Annotated in this window: 12 protein-coding genes; 7 read left to right on the forward strand and 5 right to left on the reverse strand. The window is 35.6% G+C overall.

Features of this window, described 5'->3' with window-relative positions:
• Positions 1–64: 64 nt before the first annotated feature.
• The gene (gdhA, locus tag RNZ46_RS06445; RefSeq protein WP_316984561.1) at positions 65–1,408 is read right to left on the reverse strand and encodes an NADP-specific glutamate dehydrogenase; all 1,344 of its coding nucleotides are present in this window, start codon (positions 1,406–1,408) and stop codon (positions 65–67) included.
• Between the two features lie 200 nt (positions 1,409–1,608).
• On the opposite strand from gdhA, the gene RNZ46_RS06450 reads away from it, so the two are divergent.
• Complete coding sequence (locus RNZ46_RS06450; protein ID WP_316984562.1) at positions 1,609–2,436, forward strand: THC0290_0291 family protein; 828 nt, start codon at positions 1,609–1,611, stop codon at positions 2,434–2,436.
• 81 nt (positions 2,437–2,517) lie between these two features.
• On the opposite strand, the gene RNZ46_RS06455 is transcribed toward RNZ46_RS06450, so the two are convergent.
• Positions 2,518–3,657: a cystathionine gamma-synthase gene (locus RNZ46_RS06455; protein ID WP_316984563.1), complete on the reverse strand. Its 1,140-nt coding sequence runs from the start codon at positions 3,655–3,657 to the stop codon at positions 2,518–2,520.
• A 222-nt stretch (positions 3,658–3,879) separates the two neighbouring features.
• Between RNZ46_RS06455 and RNZ46_RS06460 the strand changes: the two genes are divergently transcribed.
• Positions 3,880–4,599, forward strand: a complete 720-nt coding sequence (locus RNZ46_RS06460; RefSeq protein WP_316984564.1) for a DUF3298 and DUF4163 domain-containing protein — start codon at positions 3,880–3,882, stop codon at positions 4,597–4,599.
• On the opposite strand, the gene RNZ46_RS06465 is transcribed toward RNZ46_RS06460, so the two are convergent.
• The gene (locus RNZ46_RS06465; protein ID WP_316984565.1) at positions 4,579–5,043 is read right to left on the reverse strand and encodes a DinB family protein; all 465 of its coding nucleotides are present in this window, start codon (positions 5,041–5,043) and stop codon (positions 4,579–4,581) included. The genes RNZ46_RS06460 and RNZ46_RS06465 overlap by 21 nt on opposite strands.
• A 107-nt stretch (positions 5,044–5,150) precedes the next feature.
• Between RNZ46_RS06465 and RNZ46_RS06470 the strand changes: the two genes are divergently transcribed.
• The 4 genes from RNZ46_RS06470 to RNZ46_RS06485 all read left to right on the forward strand — a co-directional run bounded on the left by RNZ46_RS06470 (position 5,151) and on the right by RNZ46_RS06485 (position 6,559).
• Positions 5,151–5,501, forward strand: a complete 351-nt coding sequence (locus RNZ46_RS06470; RefSeq protein WP_316984566.1) for an arsenate reductase family protein — start codon at positions 5,151–5,153, stop codon at positions 5,499–5,501.
• Between the two features lie 171 nt (positions 5,502–5,672).
• Positions 5,673–6,005, forward strand: coding sequence for a YtxH domain-containing protein (locus RNZ46_RS06475; protein WP_316984567.1), 333 nt, complete (start codon positions 5,673–5,675; stop codon positions 6,003–6,005).
• A 3-nt stretch (positions 6,006–6,008) separates the two neighbouring features.
• Positions 6,009–6,356, forward strand: a complete 348-nt coding sequence (locus RNZ46_RS06480; protein WP_316984568.1) for a hypothetical protein — start codon at positions 6,009–6,011, stop codon at positions 6,354–6,356.
• Positions 6,357–6,358: 2 nt separating this feature from the next.
• Positions 6,359–6,559, forward strand: coding sequence for a hypothetical protein (locus RNZ46_RS06485; RefSeq protein ID WP_316984569.1), 201 nt, complete (start codon positions 6,359–6,361; stop codon positions 6,557–6,559).
• A gap of 183 nt (positions 6,560–6,742) precedes the next feature.
• Here RNZ46_RS06485 and RNZ46_RS06490 read toward each other — a convergent pair whose 3' ends face one another.
• Both RNZ46_RS06490 and RNZ46_RS06495 read right to left on the reverse strand, forming a co-directional pair.
• Complete coding sequence (locus RNZ46_RS06490) at positions 6,743–8,689, reverse strand: RagB/SusD family nutrient uptake outer membrane protein (protein WP_316984570.1); 1,947 nt, start codon at positions 8,687–8,689, stop codon at positions 6,743–6,745.
• Positions 8,690–8,699: 10 nt separating this feature from the next.
• Complete coding sequence (locus tag RNZ46_RS06495; RefSeq protein ID WP_316984571.1) at positions 8,700–11,870, reverse strand: SusC/RagA family TonB-linked outer membrane protein; 3,171 nt, start codon at positions 11,868–11,870, stop codon at positions 8,700–8,702.
• A 229-nt stretch (positions 11,871–12,099) separates the two neighbouring features.
• Between RNZ46_RS06495 and RNZ46_RS06500 the strand changes: the two genes are divergently transcribed.
• On the forward strand, positions 12,100–15,111 hold the full coding sequence (locus RNZ46_RS06500; protein ID WP_316984572.1) for a ligand-binding sensor domain-containing protein: 3,012 nt from the start codon (positions 12,100–12,102) through the stop codon (positions 15,109–15,111).
• Positions 15,112–15,125: the final 14 nt, after the last annotated feature.

Here is a 15,125-nt window from a genome sequence, read left to right on the forward strand (position 1 = left end):
ATAATCAATAAAAAAACCTCCTAAAATCCAGGAGGTTTTTTATCGTTTTTATAATTGTGTGTTACTAAACAACACCTTGTGCCAACATAGCATCGGCTACTTTAACAAATCCAGCAATGTTAGCGCCCTTAACATAATCTATATAGCCATCTTCCTCTTTCCCGTATTTAATACAGGAATCGTGAATATTGCACATAATTTCTTTTAACTTATTATCTACCTCTTCTCTTGTCCAATTAAATCGCAAAGAGTTTTGTGTCATTTCCAAACCAGATGTTGCCACGCCCCCAGCATTTGAAGCCTTTCCTGGAGCAAATAATATTTTGGCTCTATGGAAGGCCGTTATAGCCTCTTTAGTTGATGGCATGTTGGCACCTTCGCTAACACAAATACAACCATTGTTTAAAAGCGTGTTGGCATCCGCTTCGTTAAGTTCGTTTTGGGTAGCGCATGGCAATGCGATTTCGCAACTTACGCCCCATGGGGTTTTTCCTTCTACAAACTCTGCATTGGGGTATTTTACAACATATTCATGAATTCTGCCGCGTTTTACATTTTTCAATTCCATTACAAAGGCGAGCTTATCGGAATCAATGCCATCTGCATCATAAATATAGCCCGAAGAATCAGACATGGTTAATACCTTAGCACCCAATTGTAAAGATTTTTCAACGGCATACTGCGCTACATTTCCAGACCCTGAAACCACAACATTTTTATCTTTAAAATCATCGCCTTTGGTGTTTAGCATTTTTTCGGCAAAATACACCGTACCATAACCTGTGGCTTCTGGTCGTATTAAAGAGCCTCCCCAAGACATCCCTTTGCCGGTTAAAACACCAGTAAATTCGTTTTTTATTTTTTTGTACATCCCAAATAGAAAGCCTATTTCCCTGCCGCCAACACCAATATCTCCAGCTGGAACATCCGTATTTGGTCCAATATGCCTAAATAATTCGCTCATAAAAGCGTGACAAAAACGCATAATTTCATTATCCGACTTTCCTTTAGGATCAAAATCCGATCCTCCTTTTCCACCGCCCATGGGTAGGGTTGTTAAAGAGTTTTTAAACACTTGCTCGAAAGCTAAAAACTTTAAAATACTGGCATTTACAGTTGGGTGAAAACGCAAGCCTCCTTTATAAGGGCCAATGGCAGAATTCATTTGTACACGATAACCTCGGTTTACCTGAATCTTACCTTGGTCATCAACCCAAGACACCCTAAACGAAATTAATCGCTCTGGCTCTACCATTCTGGTAAGTATATTTTTGCCCCGATATATATCGTGTTCAAGAATATAGGGAATTACAGTTTCGGCTACTTCTTCAACCGCTTGTAAAAATTCTGGTTCGTGGCTATTGCGCTGTTTTACTTGATTTAAAAATGCTTCAATATTGTGTTTCATATACATGAATGTATTACTTTGTTGTGGAAAATGTAATTTTAGGGCACAAATATACGTTATCTATAAAAAATATGTCATCTTTTTTTATATTTCGTAATAACCTTATGGTATCTCATTCCTCAAAAGGCATTAATATTTGTTTGTTAATTGCATTTTTATATATTTGTTGATATAATGCCTCAGAAAACATAAATCTTATTATGCTTAACTTGAAACATTTAGCTTCAGCTTTTTGCATGTTTGTTATTTCTCAAACTGCATTTTCTCAATTAGGCTTCTCTCACGAAATAGGCGTTATTGCTGGTCCGGTAGAATTTAGATCGGATTTTGGTAGTCGTGATGATATAAAAACAAATTTTGGTAATTCAGGGTTTGGTATTGGCATCATTCATTATATCAATTTTGCGTATCGAGCCGATTGCGACTGCTATTCAGCCGATACATATTGGAATGATCATTTTAAATTAAGAAACGAAATTTCTTGGAATAAAACCACATTAAATCATCATGGAAAATGGGTAAACCCAAACAAAACATCACCAGATGCCAATAGGCTGAGAGCTCATTCGGGTATTGCGCAAAATTTAGATATTGGAACACAGCTTGAGTTTTTCCCTAAAAGCATTCGTGATTTTCAAGGATTTGCATACAGATTTGCACCTTTTGCCAGTTTAGGTGTTCATTACACATCTTTTAGTCCAAAAGCGAGTACAACTTATGGCGACACTACCGACCCCAATTATCGAGGGGTTTTCGATCAGGCAAACATCTATTCGCAATGGTTTAACAACTTTAACCCTGCTGTAGACCCGTATCCTATAAATGTTAACGGCGGAAGTACCTGGTCTATAGTGAGTAGTGCGGGAGTTCGTTACAAGTTGGATAAATTATCTGATTTAATGCTGGATTTTAGATTTCAATATTATTTTAGTGATTGGGTTGATGGGTTAAACCACAAACTAGAATACAACAAGCATAACGATTGGCTATTGTGGTTTAATATTGGTTATATTTATTATTTAGATTAAAAAAGACATTTATACTTACATAAAAACCCCATAAATGAAAGTTCATTTATGGGGTTTGTTTTTACTCAGATTCTATTGCGTTTATCCCAACGCTTGTTTTAAATCTGCAATTAAATCATCTATATCTTCTATACCTACACTTAATCGTATTAAAGAATCTACAACACCGGTTTTTTCGCGTTCTTCTTTTGGTATGCTAGCATGCGTCATACTTGCTGGGTGTCCAGAAAGTGACTCGACGCCTCCTAATGACTCAGCTAAAGTAAATACCTTTAAATTCTCTACTATTTTTATGGCTTCATCATAATTATTGCCTTTTGTTGTAAACGAAATCATCCCGCCAAAATCTTTCATTTGTGTTCTGGCGATATGATGATTTGGGTGATTCTCAAACCCTGGCCAATACACGTTTTCAACTTTAGGATGATCTGCTAAAAATTCAGCTACAGCTTTGCCGTTTTCGCAATGGCGTTGCATTCTTACATGCAATGTTTTTATACCTCTTAACAATAAAAAGCTGTCTTGTGGTCCGCAAATAGCGCCACTTGCATTTTGAATAAAATACAGCTTATCCGCCAAATCTTTGTCTTTTACAACCAAGGCTCCCATAACCACATCGCTATGTCCGCCTAGGTATTTGGTTGCCGAATGCATTACAATGTCTGCTCCCAAATCTAACGGCTGCTGTAAATAAGGTGTGGCAAAGGTGTTGTCTACCGCCAATAAAATATTGTGTTTTTTGGCTATGGCAGATACGGCTTTGATATCGATAATAGTCATCATTGGGTTGGTTGGTGTTTCAACCCAAATAAGTTTTGTATTCGTATTAATATACGACTCGATATTCGCGGCATTTTCCATACCTACAAAATGGAATTTAATGCCAAAATCCTGGAATATTTTAGTAAACAACCTAAACGAACCACCGTACAAATCGTTGGTAGAAACCACTTCGTCCCCGGGTTTTAATAGCTTTATAACAGCATCAATAGCTGCTAAACCAGACCCAAATGCAAGTCCGTAATTTCCGTTTTCAATACTTGCAAAAGCATTTTCCAAAGCATTTCTGGTTGGGTTGTGCGATCTGGAGTATTCGTAACCTTTATGCCCCCCAGGAGTGGTTTGGGCGTAGGTTGTTGTTTGATATATTGGCGGCATTACAGCACCGTAAGCGGGGTCGTGTTCTTGGCCACCGTGTATTACTTTTGTATTAAATTTCATGATTTGTTGTATTTGTTACAAATGTAAGTTTTAATTCGGTCTAGTAAAAATAATTTAACTCAGGGAAATTAGTGACGCTTTGCCATAAACCTACCGTACTTTTACTTGGATTTCCGCTTTTGCGGGAATGACCATTTCAACTGAAAGTTCAATAATCTATCGAGGAGTTCTTTTTCATTTCAAATGCAATAATTACCTTTAACACGAGTTTAAATTATGCTTATGTTTAAAAATAAATACCTTTTATTGACCTGTGTTTTTTATATGTTTTTCAGCTGTAAAACAGATAAACCAATCAACTTTACAGAAACAAACATTACTTCGGAAAACAATCAGATTGTTGAAATTAACATCCCTTTAGCCAATACCGATAATGATGCTGCTAAATCCATAAATGCAGCTACTAAAGACTATGTGATTAAAGCACTGCAAATAGGAGAATCTAACAATACAACTGAAAAATCTGTTGAAGAAAGCATTGAAGATTTCAACCAAGAGTACACCGATTTTATAAATGACTTTCCGGAAAGCACCCAAAAATGGGAGGCCCAAATTGATGGTGAAGTTATTTTTAAAGCGCAAGATATAATAAGCATTTCGCTAACGAGTTATACCAATACTGGCGGCGCGCATGGAAACTTAAATATTTCCTTTTTAAATTTTGATACTTCTACAGGGAAATTGCTTGATACCAACGCATTATTTACAGACATTGAAGGTTTTAAATCCATGGCCAAAAAGCATTTTGAGGCATCAATAAAAGACAAGGATCTGCTATTAGACCCTGAAACTTTTCAGCTTCCTGAAAACATAGGATATAGTGACGACGGTATTATACTACTTTACAACACCTACGAAATCGCACCATATTCATCTGGTATTTTAGAATTCAGCATTCCTTTTGAAGATGCCAAACCTTACCTAGTTTTTAACCGCTTTTAAAAGTGCCAAAACATAGCCATAGTGAATGCCTTCGTGGGTGAGAATAAATTGCAAGGCTTCATCAATGTTATTTAATGTATTTCCGGTTGTAGAAACCGTATACGCATTAAAGCTTTTAAAAACACCATTTTTATAATCGGTTTTTGTGTTTTCCAATGTTGAAAGCAACAAGCCTTTTATTTGGTTTACCTCGTCTTGGTTAAGCTCGCCCTCGGGTTTGGTGCCTTTTCTATATTTGTTAATCATTTCATCTGAAAGTACAGATGGCAAACCCGACAGTTTATACGCCAACAATTGCTCTGAAACCACAATATGGGCAATATTCCAAATTATATTATTATTAAAGCCTTTAGGTATTTTATTCAAATCCTTTAAGGAATTATCGTCAATTATTTTTGCTAAAATAGATCGTGTGTTATTTAAAACTCGGAAGGTAAAATCCATAAGGTTTATTTTTTCGATAAATATAGTATTTCTGCTATAATTGCCTTTATTTGTTATAGAAATTCTTTAGATTTCCTTTTTCAAGGACGTGATAAAATCAATTCATTATGAAAAAAGTATACTATTTAAAAACCTGCAGCACTTGTATTAGAATTTTAAAAGAGCTGAATTTACCATCAGATTTTGTTTTACAGGATATTAAAACCGAACCCATAACGGTTAAACAATTAGAGCAAATGAAAGCCCTTTCGGGAAGTTACGAAGCCCTTTTTAGTAAACGCGCCAAACTTTACAAGGAAATGGATTTAAAAAACCAAAACCTCACCGAACGCGATTACAAACACTATATATTGGAGCATTACACCTTTTTAAGCAGGCCCGTAATTATTATTGATGATGCTATTTTTATTGGTAATTCTAAAAAAACAGTTGAAGCGGTTAAGGCGAAGTTGCATTAAAAATTGCTATAAAAAATACAGATTTACCATATTTAAAGCCTGTGTGTAAAACCAATCGTTTTGCTTTCTAATCAAGGCAACATTTAAATCTTTTGCGTTAAAACATTTGCTCATAATTGCTTATATTGGGTGTAATCACAAATTAAAGTATAATTAAAAACACAAAACATTATGAGTAATAACGGAAATACAGTATTAGGAATATTAGCAGGAACAGCCGTAGGCGCCGTATTAGGTATTCTATTTGCACCAGACAAAGGCAGCAATACCAGACAGCGAATAAGCGACGAAGCGCAATTAGCCAAACAAAGATTAGCCGAAACAGCAACGGAGCTCAAAGAGCAAGTCGTATCGACAGCGACGACCAAAAAAGCTTCTATCGACGAACAGGTTGATTCTATAATTTCAAATGCGAGCTATAAGGCCGACGATGTTATTTCATCTTTAGAGCGAAAGTTAAAAGATTTAAAAGCAAAAAATAAAAAGTTTCAAAAAACATCATAATACATGAGTTTAAGTGAATCAATAGGCAAAACAAATGCAAAAGCCACTGAAATTGGCGAGAAGTACCTAAAGACTTCATTCGATTACTACAAGCTTAAAATATTTCAGCAATTATCCATATCCATCAGTATGGTTTTTAAAGCCATAATTATAGGCGGATTGTTGCTTATGGGGCTGTGCTTTTTAGGTATTGCCTTGGCGTTTGCCATAGGTAAAGCCATGGATAGTTACATGTTGGGCTTTGTAATTGTTGGTGCTGTTTTTATCTTTCTATCGGTTATCGCCTTACTTACAAGAAAGCACATTAATAATATGACAGTAAAAGCATTATCAGAAAAATTTTTCGATTAAAAATGAAAACATATCAAGATATAGAAAGTGTAGAACGCGATTTAAAGATATTAAACTTAGAACGCCAAATTGCATTTGAAGAGATTAAAGCTTTAAAAGAAGAATATAAGCAGGATTTGAAACCGCTCAATTGGATTCAAAGTGGTCTGAAAATTTTTGGGAAATTAGGAGGCATGATTTTATTGAAAAAGATTATTAAATAATTGCCTTTAAGCTGAAAGTAGCTACTTATTGCAAAACGAAAAACCATCTAAATTTTAGATGGTTTTTATTTTGATTGGTGTCTAAATCTTATCACGACAAACAAGATTTCCATTAAATAAAAAACCCCGTCATTTACAATAAATGACGGGGTTTAAAAACTAAAATTCAAAAAAAAAAACTTATTATTGTGCTGCTGTACCTGCCTCAATTAACCAACCAGGGTTTTGATAGATAACCGAATTGTTGGCGTCTCCACCTTCACTAGTAATTAAAAAGTGATTAAAGGCAATAGGGCTTAGGTAATGCGCAGGATTCCAATTATAACCGTTATAGAAATTGTTATTGGCTTGAACAATTTGATAAGGTCTGATATACATGCTATTTGATTCTGGTGATACATTTGGGCTTGCGTCCGGTTCAGCTCTTAATTGCGAACTGCCATCAGGATTCTCATACCACGCTTTCATTGGTCCCCAAACTTTAAAGCCTTCTATAACGTAGTTAGACACTTGGTCCAAAGCTCTCCATCGCTTTAAGTCGTCTAAACGCATGCCTTCCGCAATAAATTCCGATCGACGCTCTCTTCTGATATTGTAAAGTGTTGGATCTACAAGTTCGCCTTGCGAATATTTAGCCCAATCGTTTTCTTGAGACAAATCGGTTGCCGCTATGGTTATGTTATAATCTGCAGGAAGTCCAGCTCTGGTTCTTAATTGCCCCCAGTAGCTTGCAGAGTTACCATCTAAACTTCCGTTTTTTACGTAATCGGCTTCTATATAGTTTAGGTAAGCTTCTGAAGCTCTAAACACAATAGACCCAGTAACGGTAGGATTTGCACCATCTAACATATTGGCATCAGGATATATCCCCTTTCTAACAGAATAGCCTGTTACTGCTCTAATCTCAGAAATTTCTAACAAGCCTGGTACTTCCTCAAAGGTTTCACCATTAATGTAAGTAATAACATCACCAGGTTCTTTGGTAAACAGGCGTAATCTGTCATCTCTATCATCTAATACATCAGCAATGTAATCATCACCATTGTAACCCGAGCCACCTGCATAAATAGGTAAGCCATTCTTCATTAAATAGCTATCTACATAACCTTTGGTATATCCTGTATTTGCACCATTTTTTAAGTAATGCATGGTGTGGTGAGACACTAAGGCTTCATCATAATCTCTCCACAACAACACCTCTGAATAACTAGACATATCTAGGTCTCCAAACATGGCGTAATACGGATTGTTAAACACATCGGTACCTTCGGTGTCTCCATTATTTGGTGTTAAATTAACACTGCTGGCAACCACCTCGGCGGCATTCATAGCTTCTGTTAAAAAGAAATCTATCTCACTATCAATATTAATGCTAAAGCCAGACAAATAGTCTTTATTTGCTCCAGGCCAACCTGGGCCACCTGGTACATGGGCAGTTCCTTTATGATAGTTTAACCAAGTACCTTCGTATAAAGCAACACGAGATTTAAAAAGCTGAGCCACCATAGGGCTTATCCTGTTTTTGTTAGGATCTATATTGGTTAACATATCAATAGCTTTATCCAAATCGGATAAAATAAAACGGGCTACTTCATTTCTTGGACGCCTTTGTGATGCTATAATCAACTCTTCCTTAACATCTGGCAATAGGTTTTTAATAATTGGAAAATCGCCAACGCTTTTTAGCTTATTAAAGTACTCATAAGCTCTTAGGAAGTATATCTCGCCAATATAATGCTTAATATAGGTTTCGTTTCCGCTTATTTCACCTGCTTCATATCTTGGTATAACAACATCTAAAAAGTAGTTTAAAGTACGGATTCGATCAAAATTCCAAGCGCCTCCATTTGTTCCTACTCTATACTGCCCAGGAACCCAAAGGTTACTAGCGCTGGTACTGGCTTGGTTGTCTGTACCGTTATCATAAGTAAAAGTACCTGCATTCCATCCCGCATGCGAAGGGAATGAGTAATTTGAAATGGCGTATGCTGCTAAATCTGCTTCGGATTTTAAATAAAATTCTGGTGTTACATCAGAAAGAGGTGCTCTCTCTAAGAAGTCTTCACTACAGGCGGTAAAACCGACCAAAATAAGACCTAAAATAAAAATATGTTTATATGATTTTTTCATTTTTTAAAATTTAAAAAGTTAAACTAAGACCAACTGAAAACACTTTGGACAGTGGATATATTTTACCATTCCCCCAGGCGCCACCTGTAGTTTCAGGATCAAAAATATCACTCATTTTTGTAAACGTTAGTAAGTTTTCTCCAGATAAGTACAATCTCATTCTAGAAATGTTTACTTTTTCTGTAACGTCTGCTGGTATGGTGTAACCCAATTGAACATTCTTTAGTCTTAAATACGCACCGTTTTGCAACCATCTTGTTTGGGTATGAAAGTTTTTCCATCCCGAATCGAAAAGTGGTCGTGGATAGTAAGCGTCTGTATTTGGACCAAATGGACTTGTAGTGTCTTCGGGTCTAAAATAATCTAAGTGCTGTGTAAACCCAGCAGATTGCCACATATTTGAATTAGCCCCAGAAAAGTAAGGACCTCCAACAGCTACATCACGCTTTCCAACACCTTGGAAAAATGCTCTAAAATCAAATCCTTTATAGTTTGCATCTAAATCGATACTATAGCTATATCTGGCTTGGCTATTACCAATAACAGATAAATCGCCATGATCGTCCAGTGTGAAAGACCCATTGTTAATGGCAGGGTCGTCATCTAGGTTTTGGTACATAATATCTCCTGCAGCCCAGTTAGATCCCATTCTGTCTTGATTATGCGTAGCCAACCAATCGTTCATTTCGGTATCCGACTTTGCAATGCCATGTGTAGTGTATCCCCAAATTTCACCAAATTCCCTACCATTGTACCATTGTCCTAAATTACCTGTTTCGTTTGGATAAGAGGTTACAAATTGTCTGGTGTCTGATAAAATAAATTTAGCGCCATAAGAAAAATCGTTGAATGTATCTCTCCAACTTAGCTCTAAATCGAATCCTTTTGATTCCATGTCGGTATTGTTAATTCTTGGTGGACTAGCACCCAAAACTCCTGGTAATTCTGGTGCGGGCCCAACCATATCAAAAGTGGTTCTGTTATAAATATCTAAACCAACACCCAATCGGCTGTTAAAGGCACGCAGGTCTAAACCAACATTCCAAGAGGTCACTCTTTCCCAAGTTAACAATGTGCTCACAAGTCCTGGAGGATATGCTGTGTTTGGTCTTGATCCGTTTACTAACCAACCACCATTATTTACACCAATGCCCATACTCGGGTAAAATGGATACCAATTATTGGTGTTTTGATTTCCTAGTTCACCGTAAGATCCTCTTAGTTTTAAAAAGTTAACATGTTCTGATAACTTACTGTCTTTGTAGAAGTTCTCGTTAGAAATATTCCAACCTGCCGAGAAAGAAGGGAAAAACTGCCATCTTTTATCGTCTAAGAAACGTGAAGACCCATCATATCTACCATTAACTTCTAATAAATACCTGTCCTTGTATGAGTAATTTAATCGGCCAAAATAACCTTGTATGGCCCAATGTTGATAAGCACCGTAACCTCTGGTGTCTCCCGTAGCCGTATTGATAGTTGGTAAACTAGGTGTAATTACATCATCTCTATTTACGCCTAGGTTACGTGTTTTTGTTAATTCTGATTGATAACCAGCCATTACTTTAAACTCATGATCTTCATTTATAGTTAAAGTATAATCTGTGTATACGTTAGGGCTAAAATAGTTAGTCTTATAGGCGCTCTCGTAAATTCTTGAAGCACCTGGAGACCATAACACATATTGTAATGCAGCAGCATGGGCAACACCATCTTCATCGTACCTATAGATTGGTAAAAACTCGTTATGGTTAAAAGAATTGCTTATTTTATAATTCAGATTCGCATAGATGTTCCAATTTTCTACTGGTGTAAATTGAACATTTAATTGTTGAACGAATTCATCATTTTGGTCTTTGTTTCTACCGTTTTCCAAATGTGCAATTTCGTTACCATACACATAGTTTCCATTCGGGTCTTTAAATGGCATTGTAGGCCATCTTCTTGCGATATTATGGAAAAACAAACCGCTTTGGTAAGACGATCTTTCGTAATCAATTCTTGTTAACCTACTCAAATAGGTTAAATTTATTTTATCAGATATTTTAGAGGCTATTTTAGAATTTATAGTATACCTATCGTATTGGTCGTTACCAAAATTAAGTAAGCCCTCCTGATCTAAAAAATTGGCAGAGAAATAGTAATTTACTTTTTCTGTACCTCCGTTTAAACTAAGGTTATGCTCTTGAGAGGCTGCTGAATCTTTATAAAATATATCGAACCAATTGTTATCTGAAAACCCATTAGGATACATATTCCAATTGTTATTGGAGCTATTCCAATCGGTTTCATAAGGTAAATTTCCTGATCGATAATCTCTAATTTTTTGCAATACCTCCTCAGAAAATTTTGGAGATTGGCCAGCATTAGCGGCTGCCTCATTCCAATAGGTTGCAAAAGATTCTGAATCCAACATGTTTGGTTGTAACAGTGGACTTGTTAACCTAAAGTTATTGTTATAATTAATAGTAATCTTACCGTCTTTTCCAGATTTAGTGGTAATAAGTATAACCCCAAAAGGTGCTCTAGAACCATAAATAGAAGAAGAAGCGGCATCCTTAAGCACAGAGATACTTTCTATATCTTGTGGATTTAAGGTGTTCATATTACCTTCCATACCATCAATTAATATTAATGGAGCTCCAGAAGAACCAGAACCAATAGTACCAGAACCTCTAATATTAAAGCTAACGGCATTATTAAGCTCACCACCACTATTGTTTACAGAAAAATTCATACCTGCTACGGTTCCTTGTAAAGCTGCAGCAACGTTTGTTACCGGTCTGTTTTCTAGAGCATCGCCATCAACCACGGAAACCGATCCGGTTAGGTTAACTTTTTTCTTTGTACCAAATCCTACGACCACGACTTCATCTAATAAAGCGGCATCCTCTACCAATACTATTGCGATTTTAGAATCGTTTGCCGTTACGGCGTGTTCTTTAGTTTTCATACCTATATAAGAAAAAACAAGCACGTCGCCTATTTGAACACTTAAGGTATAATTACCATCAAAATCTGTTTGTGTTCCTGTAGTTGTGCCTTTAACAACAACGTTTGCCCCGGGTAGAGGCGCATTGTTTTCATCGGTAACAGTTCCACTAATCACTTTTTCTTGTGCCATTAAGCTCATAGTGCTCAATAACAAGAAGAAACTAATAAAAAAGTTAATTTTCTTCATACTTAATAATTGTTTAGTTAATTGTTTTGGTTTGTTCTAATCTTAAGTTTGTCCTACAAACAAAAATTATTCACAAAATTAAATATGTATAACATAAAAACACGAAAAAATAGGTTACATTTGGGTTACATTTCATTACATTTGGGTTACATTAAAAACCATATATCCTTATAAAACAGCTGTTTAATTTATTTTTGTTCAAATTTATTCATAAAATATTAAGTTAACAATGCGCATATCAATTCTACTTTGTTTTTTCACTCTTTTTACTATTGTTTCTATAAAATTATACGCACAAAATGTAAGCCTGCAATTTCAGAGTATTACTTTTGAAGATGGTATTTCTGATAGTAGAATAAACCATGTTTTACAGGATAAAGAAGGTTTTTTGTGGTTTGCTACCCGGTTAGGCATAGACAGTTATAATGGCCAAACCATAAAGACCTATCAATTTTTGCAAGAAAAACAAGCAGAGATTAACACCATTATAGAGGGTAAAGAAGGACATATTTGGGCCGCTACAACGAAAGGATTGTATTTTTTAAATACTGAAAAAGACAATTTTGAATTATTCAAATCTCAAGATTCATTTTTAAACACACAATTAGAGTCAAACATCCACAGCATCATTCAATTACAAAATGGAAGGTTTTTATGCAGTTCGGCATCAGGAAATATCTTTAGTATGGCTATTAAAGACAATGGCAACAACACCAACCATATAATTTTTAATTTCGATGGAGGCTCTTATAGCAATTATGCTACCACATTATTCCAAGACACAAATGGTGTTATTTGGATGGGCACTAGCCAAGGCCATTTATGGGTTTATAACGAATCTGAATTTGTGTCCTCAGGTTTTTCCAAGTTTAATAATACCGCTTATATAAACGATATAACTTCGGATAGCGATGGAAATCTTTGGATTGCTACCAACGGAAATGGACTTTTTAGTTATAATATTGATTTAGAACAAGCCAAGCACTACAAAAAGACCAACACCCAAAATTCCAAAAGCATTAACAACAATATGGTCTTGAGCCTTTACGCCGATAAAAATGATAATATATGGATTGGCACTGATGGAGGCGGGCTTAATCTTTACAAAAAGGCAAAAAACAAATTCCACTATTTTCAAAGTGATGGTTACAACGAGTTTTCAATTTCAGACAATGCCATTTTAGATATAAGCCCTGGTGAAGATAATGTTATTTGGACCGGTACGGTTCATGGTGGTGCGAGCTATTTTAAAAACAATATTAACTTATACAATGTACCGCCCACTAAACTGGGCATGGACCATAGAGACAAACAAGACTCAAGGATACTAGAGGCTAAAAATGGCGACCTTTGGATAACAGCCGGTAGAAATGGCTTAAGACGATTTAACCCTTTAACGCATAAAGTTACAGTTTTTAAAGATGATCCAAATGATGATAATGATTTAAGCGGAAACAATATACTCTCGTTATACGAAGATGGTCTAGGGCGTATTTGGATAGGCACATTGTACGGTGGTTTAAATATTTTCGACCCAAAAACCAACCAGTTTCTTAAAGCAGAAAAACGGTCCAGTTTAAAAGCCATTTTTGCAATAGAAAAAGATGGAAAGGACAATATTTGGGTCGGTAGTAACTCAGGAATTACCGTTTACGATTCTCATTTGAACATATTGAATACTTATTCGGTAAATTCAAAATTAGGCCTTAGCAGCAATGTTATTACCTGCTTGTATAGAGATATAAAAGACGATATGTGGGTGGGTACCGCAACGGGACTTAATGTTTTTAAGCAAGGTAAGTTTACATCATATTTACCAATTAAAGGAGACAAAACTTCATTAAGTGGAAGTCGTATTTTGTCTATCGCTGAGGACGACGACCTCTCAATTCTAGTTGGAACCTATGGTTATGGCCTAAACCGTTACGTAAGAAGCGCCGATAACTTTATAAGAATAGATAAAGAAAATGGGCTTGATGCGACTTTTATACGAGGTATTTTATTAGATGATGAAAAAAACATATGGTGTAGCACCAATTTAGGATTGAGTAAAATTAGTCCCGATGGTATCGTTCAAAACTTTGATAGCCATGATGGAATTCAGCCTTTTAACAACAACAAGGCCGAATTTGGAAGTGATGGTTTTATATATATGGCTGGTAATTTTGGCCTTACTTATTTTAAAGCTAAAGATTTAAAACACAACTATTCAAAAAACCCAAACGTTTTTTTTACAAGCATATCACTAATTAATGAGAATGGCATAGAACAAGTGCTTTTTAAAAACAATTTAGAAAACAACAAACTTACTTTGCCTAAGGACAATGTCGTGTTTACCGTAGGTTTTGCCACTTCCAATTATTGGGATCCCGAAAAAATTACATACGCGTACAAATTAGAAGGACTGCACGAACAATGGCAAACCGTTGGTAATCATCAAACAATTTATTTTTCTAATTTAAATCCGGGCGATTACACCCTTAATGTAAAAGCTATTAACAATGCTGGAAATGAAAGCTCACATATCGCCTCTTTAAATATTTCGGCATTGCCGTCTTTTTGGGAAAAAATCTGGGTAAAAACCCTCATGTTTTTATTTTTTATAGCCATTGTAATTGGGTTTTTCAAGTGGCGGGTATTAGCCATAAAAAGACAAAAACAAAAACTTGAACATCGCGTAAATCAAAAAACCAGATTAGTAGAAGAGCAAAACAAAAAAATATATCAAAACAATTTAGATTTGCTTAACGCGGAAAAGGCGAATCAGGAGTTAAAGCAAAAACAACTTGAAAATGAACTTAACTTTAAAACTGATGAGCTTACCAACCGTACTTTAAGAGAAATCCATAAAAATAATTTACTCGATAAAATAAGAAATGACATTTCTAAAGTGGCAAAACAAAATGAGGATAGCGAAAGGCTAAAATCTATAGTAAACGTCATAGACGACACTTTAAATCTGGATAAAGATTGGGATGATTTTTACAGTTTATTTCAGCAAGTACAGCCTACGTTTATTTCCAATATAAAAAAGGTGTGCCCAAACATTACCGATAGAGATGTAAGGCTCTGTGCCTTAATACGCTTAAATTTCTCATCGCAGCATATTGCAACCCTTTTTGGTATATCAGAGAGCTCAATTAAAGTCGCTAGACACCGTTTGAGAAAAAAACTGAAAATTGAAGAAAACCAGAGCTTTCAGGAGTTTTTTGATAATTTGATAGCTAAAACGGTAACCTAAATTTTGAATGATAA

Origin of the sequence: Hwangdonia lutea (assembly GCF_032814565.1) — a bacterium.
Taxonomy (GTDB): Bacteria; Bacteroidota; Bacteroidia; order Flavobacteriales; family Flavobacteriaceae; genus Hwangdonia; species Hwangdonia lutea.

Coding starts and splice junctions, on each gene's coding strand:
- RNZ46_RS06485 (WP_316984569.1), top strand. CDS start 6,359: ATGAAAACATATCAAGATATAGAAAGTGTAGAACGCGATTTAAAGATA.
- RNZ46_RS06480 (WP_316984568.1), top strand. CDS start 6,009: ATGAGTTTAAGTGAATCAATAGGCAAAACAAATGCAAAAGCCACTGAA.
- RNZ46_RS06460 (WP_316984564.1), top strand. CDS start 3,880: ATGTTTAAAAATAAATACCTTTTATTGACCTGTGTTTTTTATATGTTT.
- RNZ46_RS06470 (WP_316984566.1), top strand. CDS start 5,151: ATGAAAAAAGTATACTATTTAAAAACCTGCAGCACTTGTATTAGAATT.
- RNZ46_RS06495 (WP_316984571.1), bottom strand. CDS start 11,870: ATGAAGAAAATTAACTTTTTTATTAGTTTCTTCTTGTTATTGAGCACT.
- RNZ46_RS06475 (WP_316984567.1), top strand. CDS start 5,673: ATGAGTAATAACGGAAATACAGTATTAGGAATATTAGCAGGAACAGCC.
- RNZ46_RS06450 (WP_316984562.1), top strand. CDS start 1,609: ATGCTTAACTTGAAACATTTAGCTTCAGCTTTTTGCATGTTTGTTATT.
- RNZ46_RS06465 (WP_316984565.1), bottom strand. CDS start 5,043: ATGGATTTTACCTTCCGAGTTTTAAATAACACACGATCTATTTTAGCA.
- RNZ46_RS06455 (WP_316984563.1), bottom strand. CDS start 3,657: ATGAAATTTAATACAAAAGTAATACACGGTGGCCAAGAACACGACCCC.
- RNZ46_RS06490 (WP_316984570.1), bottom strand. CDS start 8,689: ATGAAAAAATCATATAAACATATTTTTATTTTAGGTCTTATTTTGGTC.
- RNZ46_RS06500 (WP_316984572.1), top strand. CDS start 12,100: ATGCGCATATCAATTCTACTTTGTTTTTTCACTCTTTTTACTATTGTT.
- gdhA (WP_316984561.1), bottom strand. CDS start 1,408: ATGAAACACAATATTGAAGCATTTTTAAATCAAGTAAAACAGCGCAAT.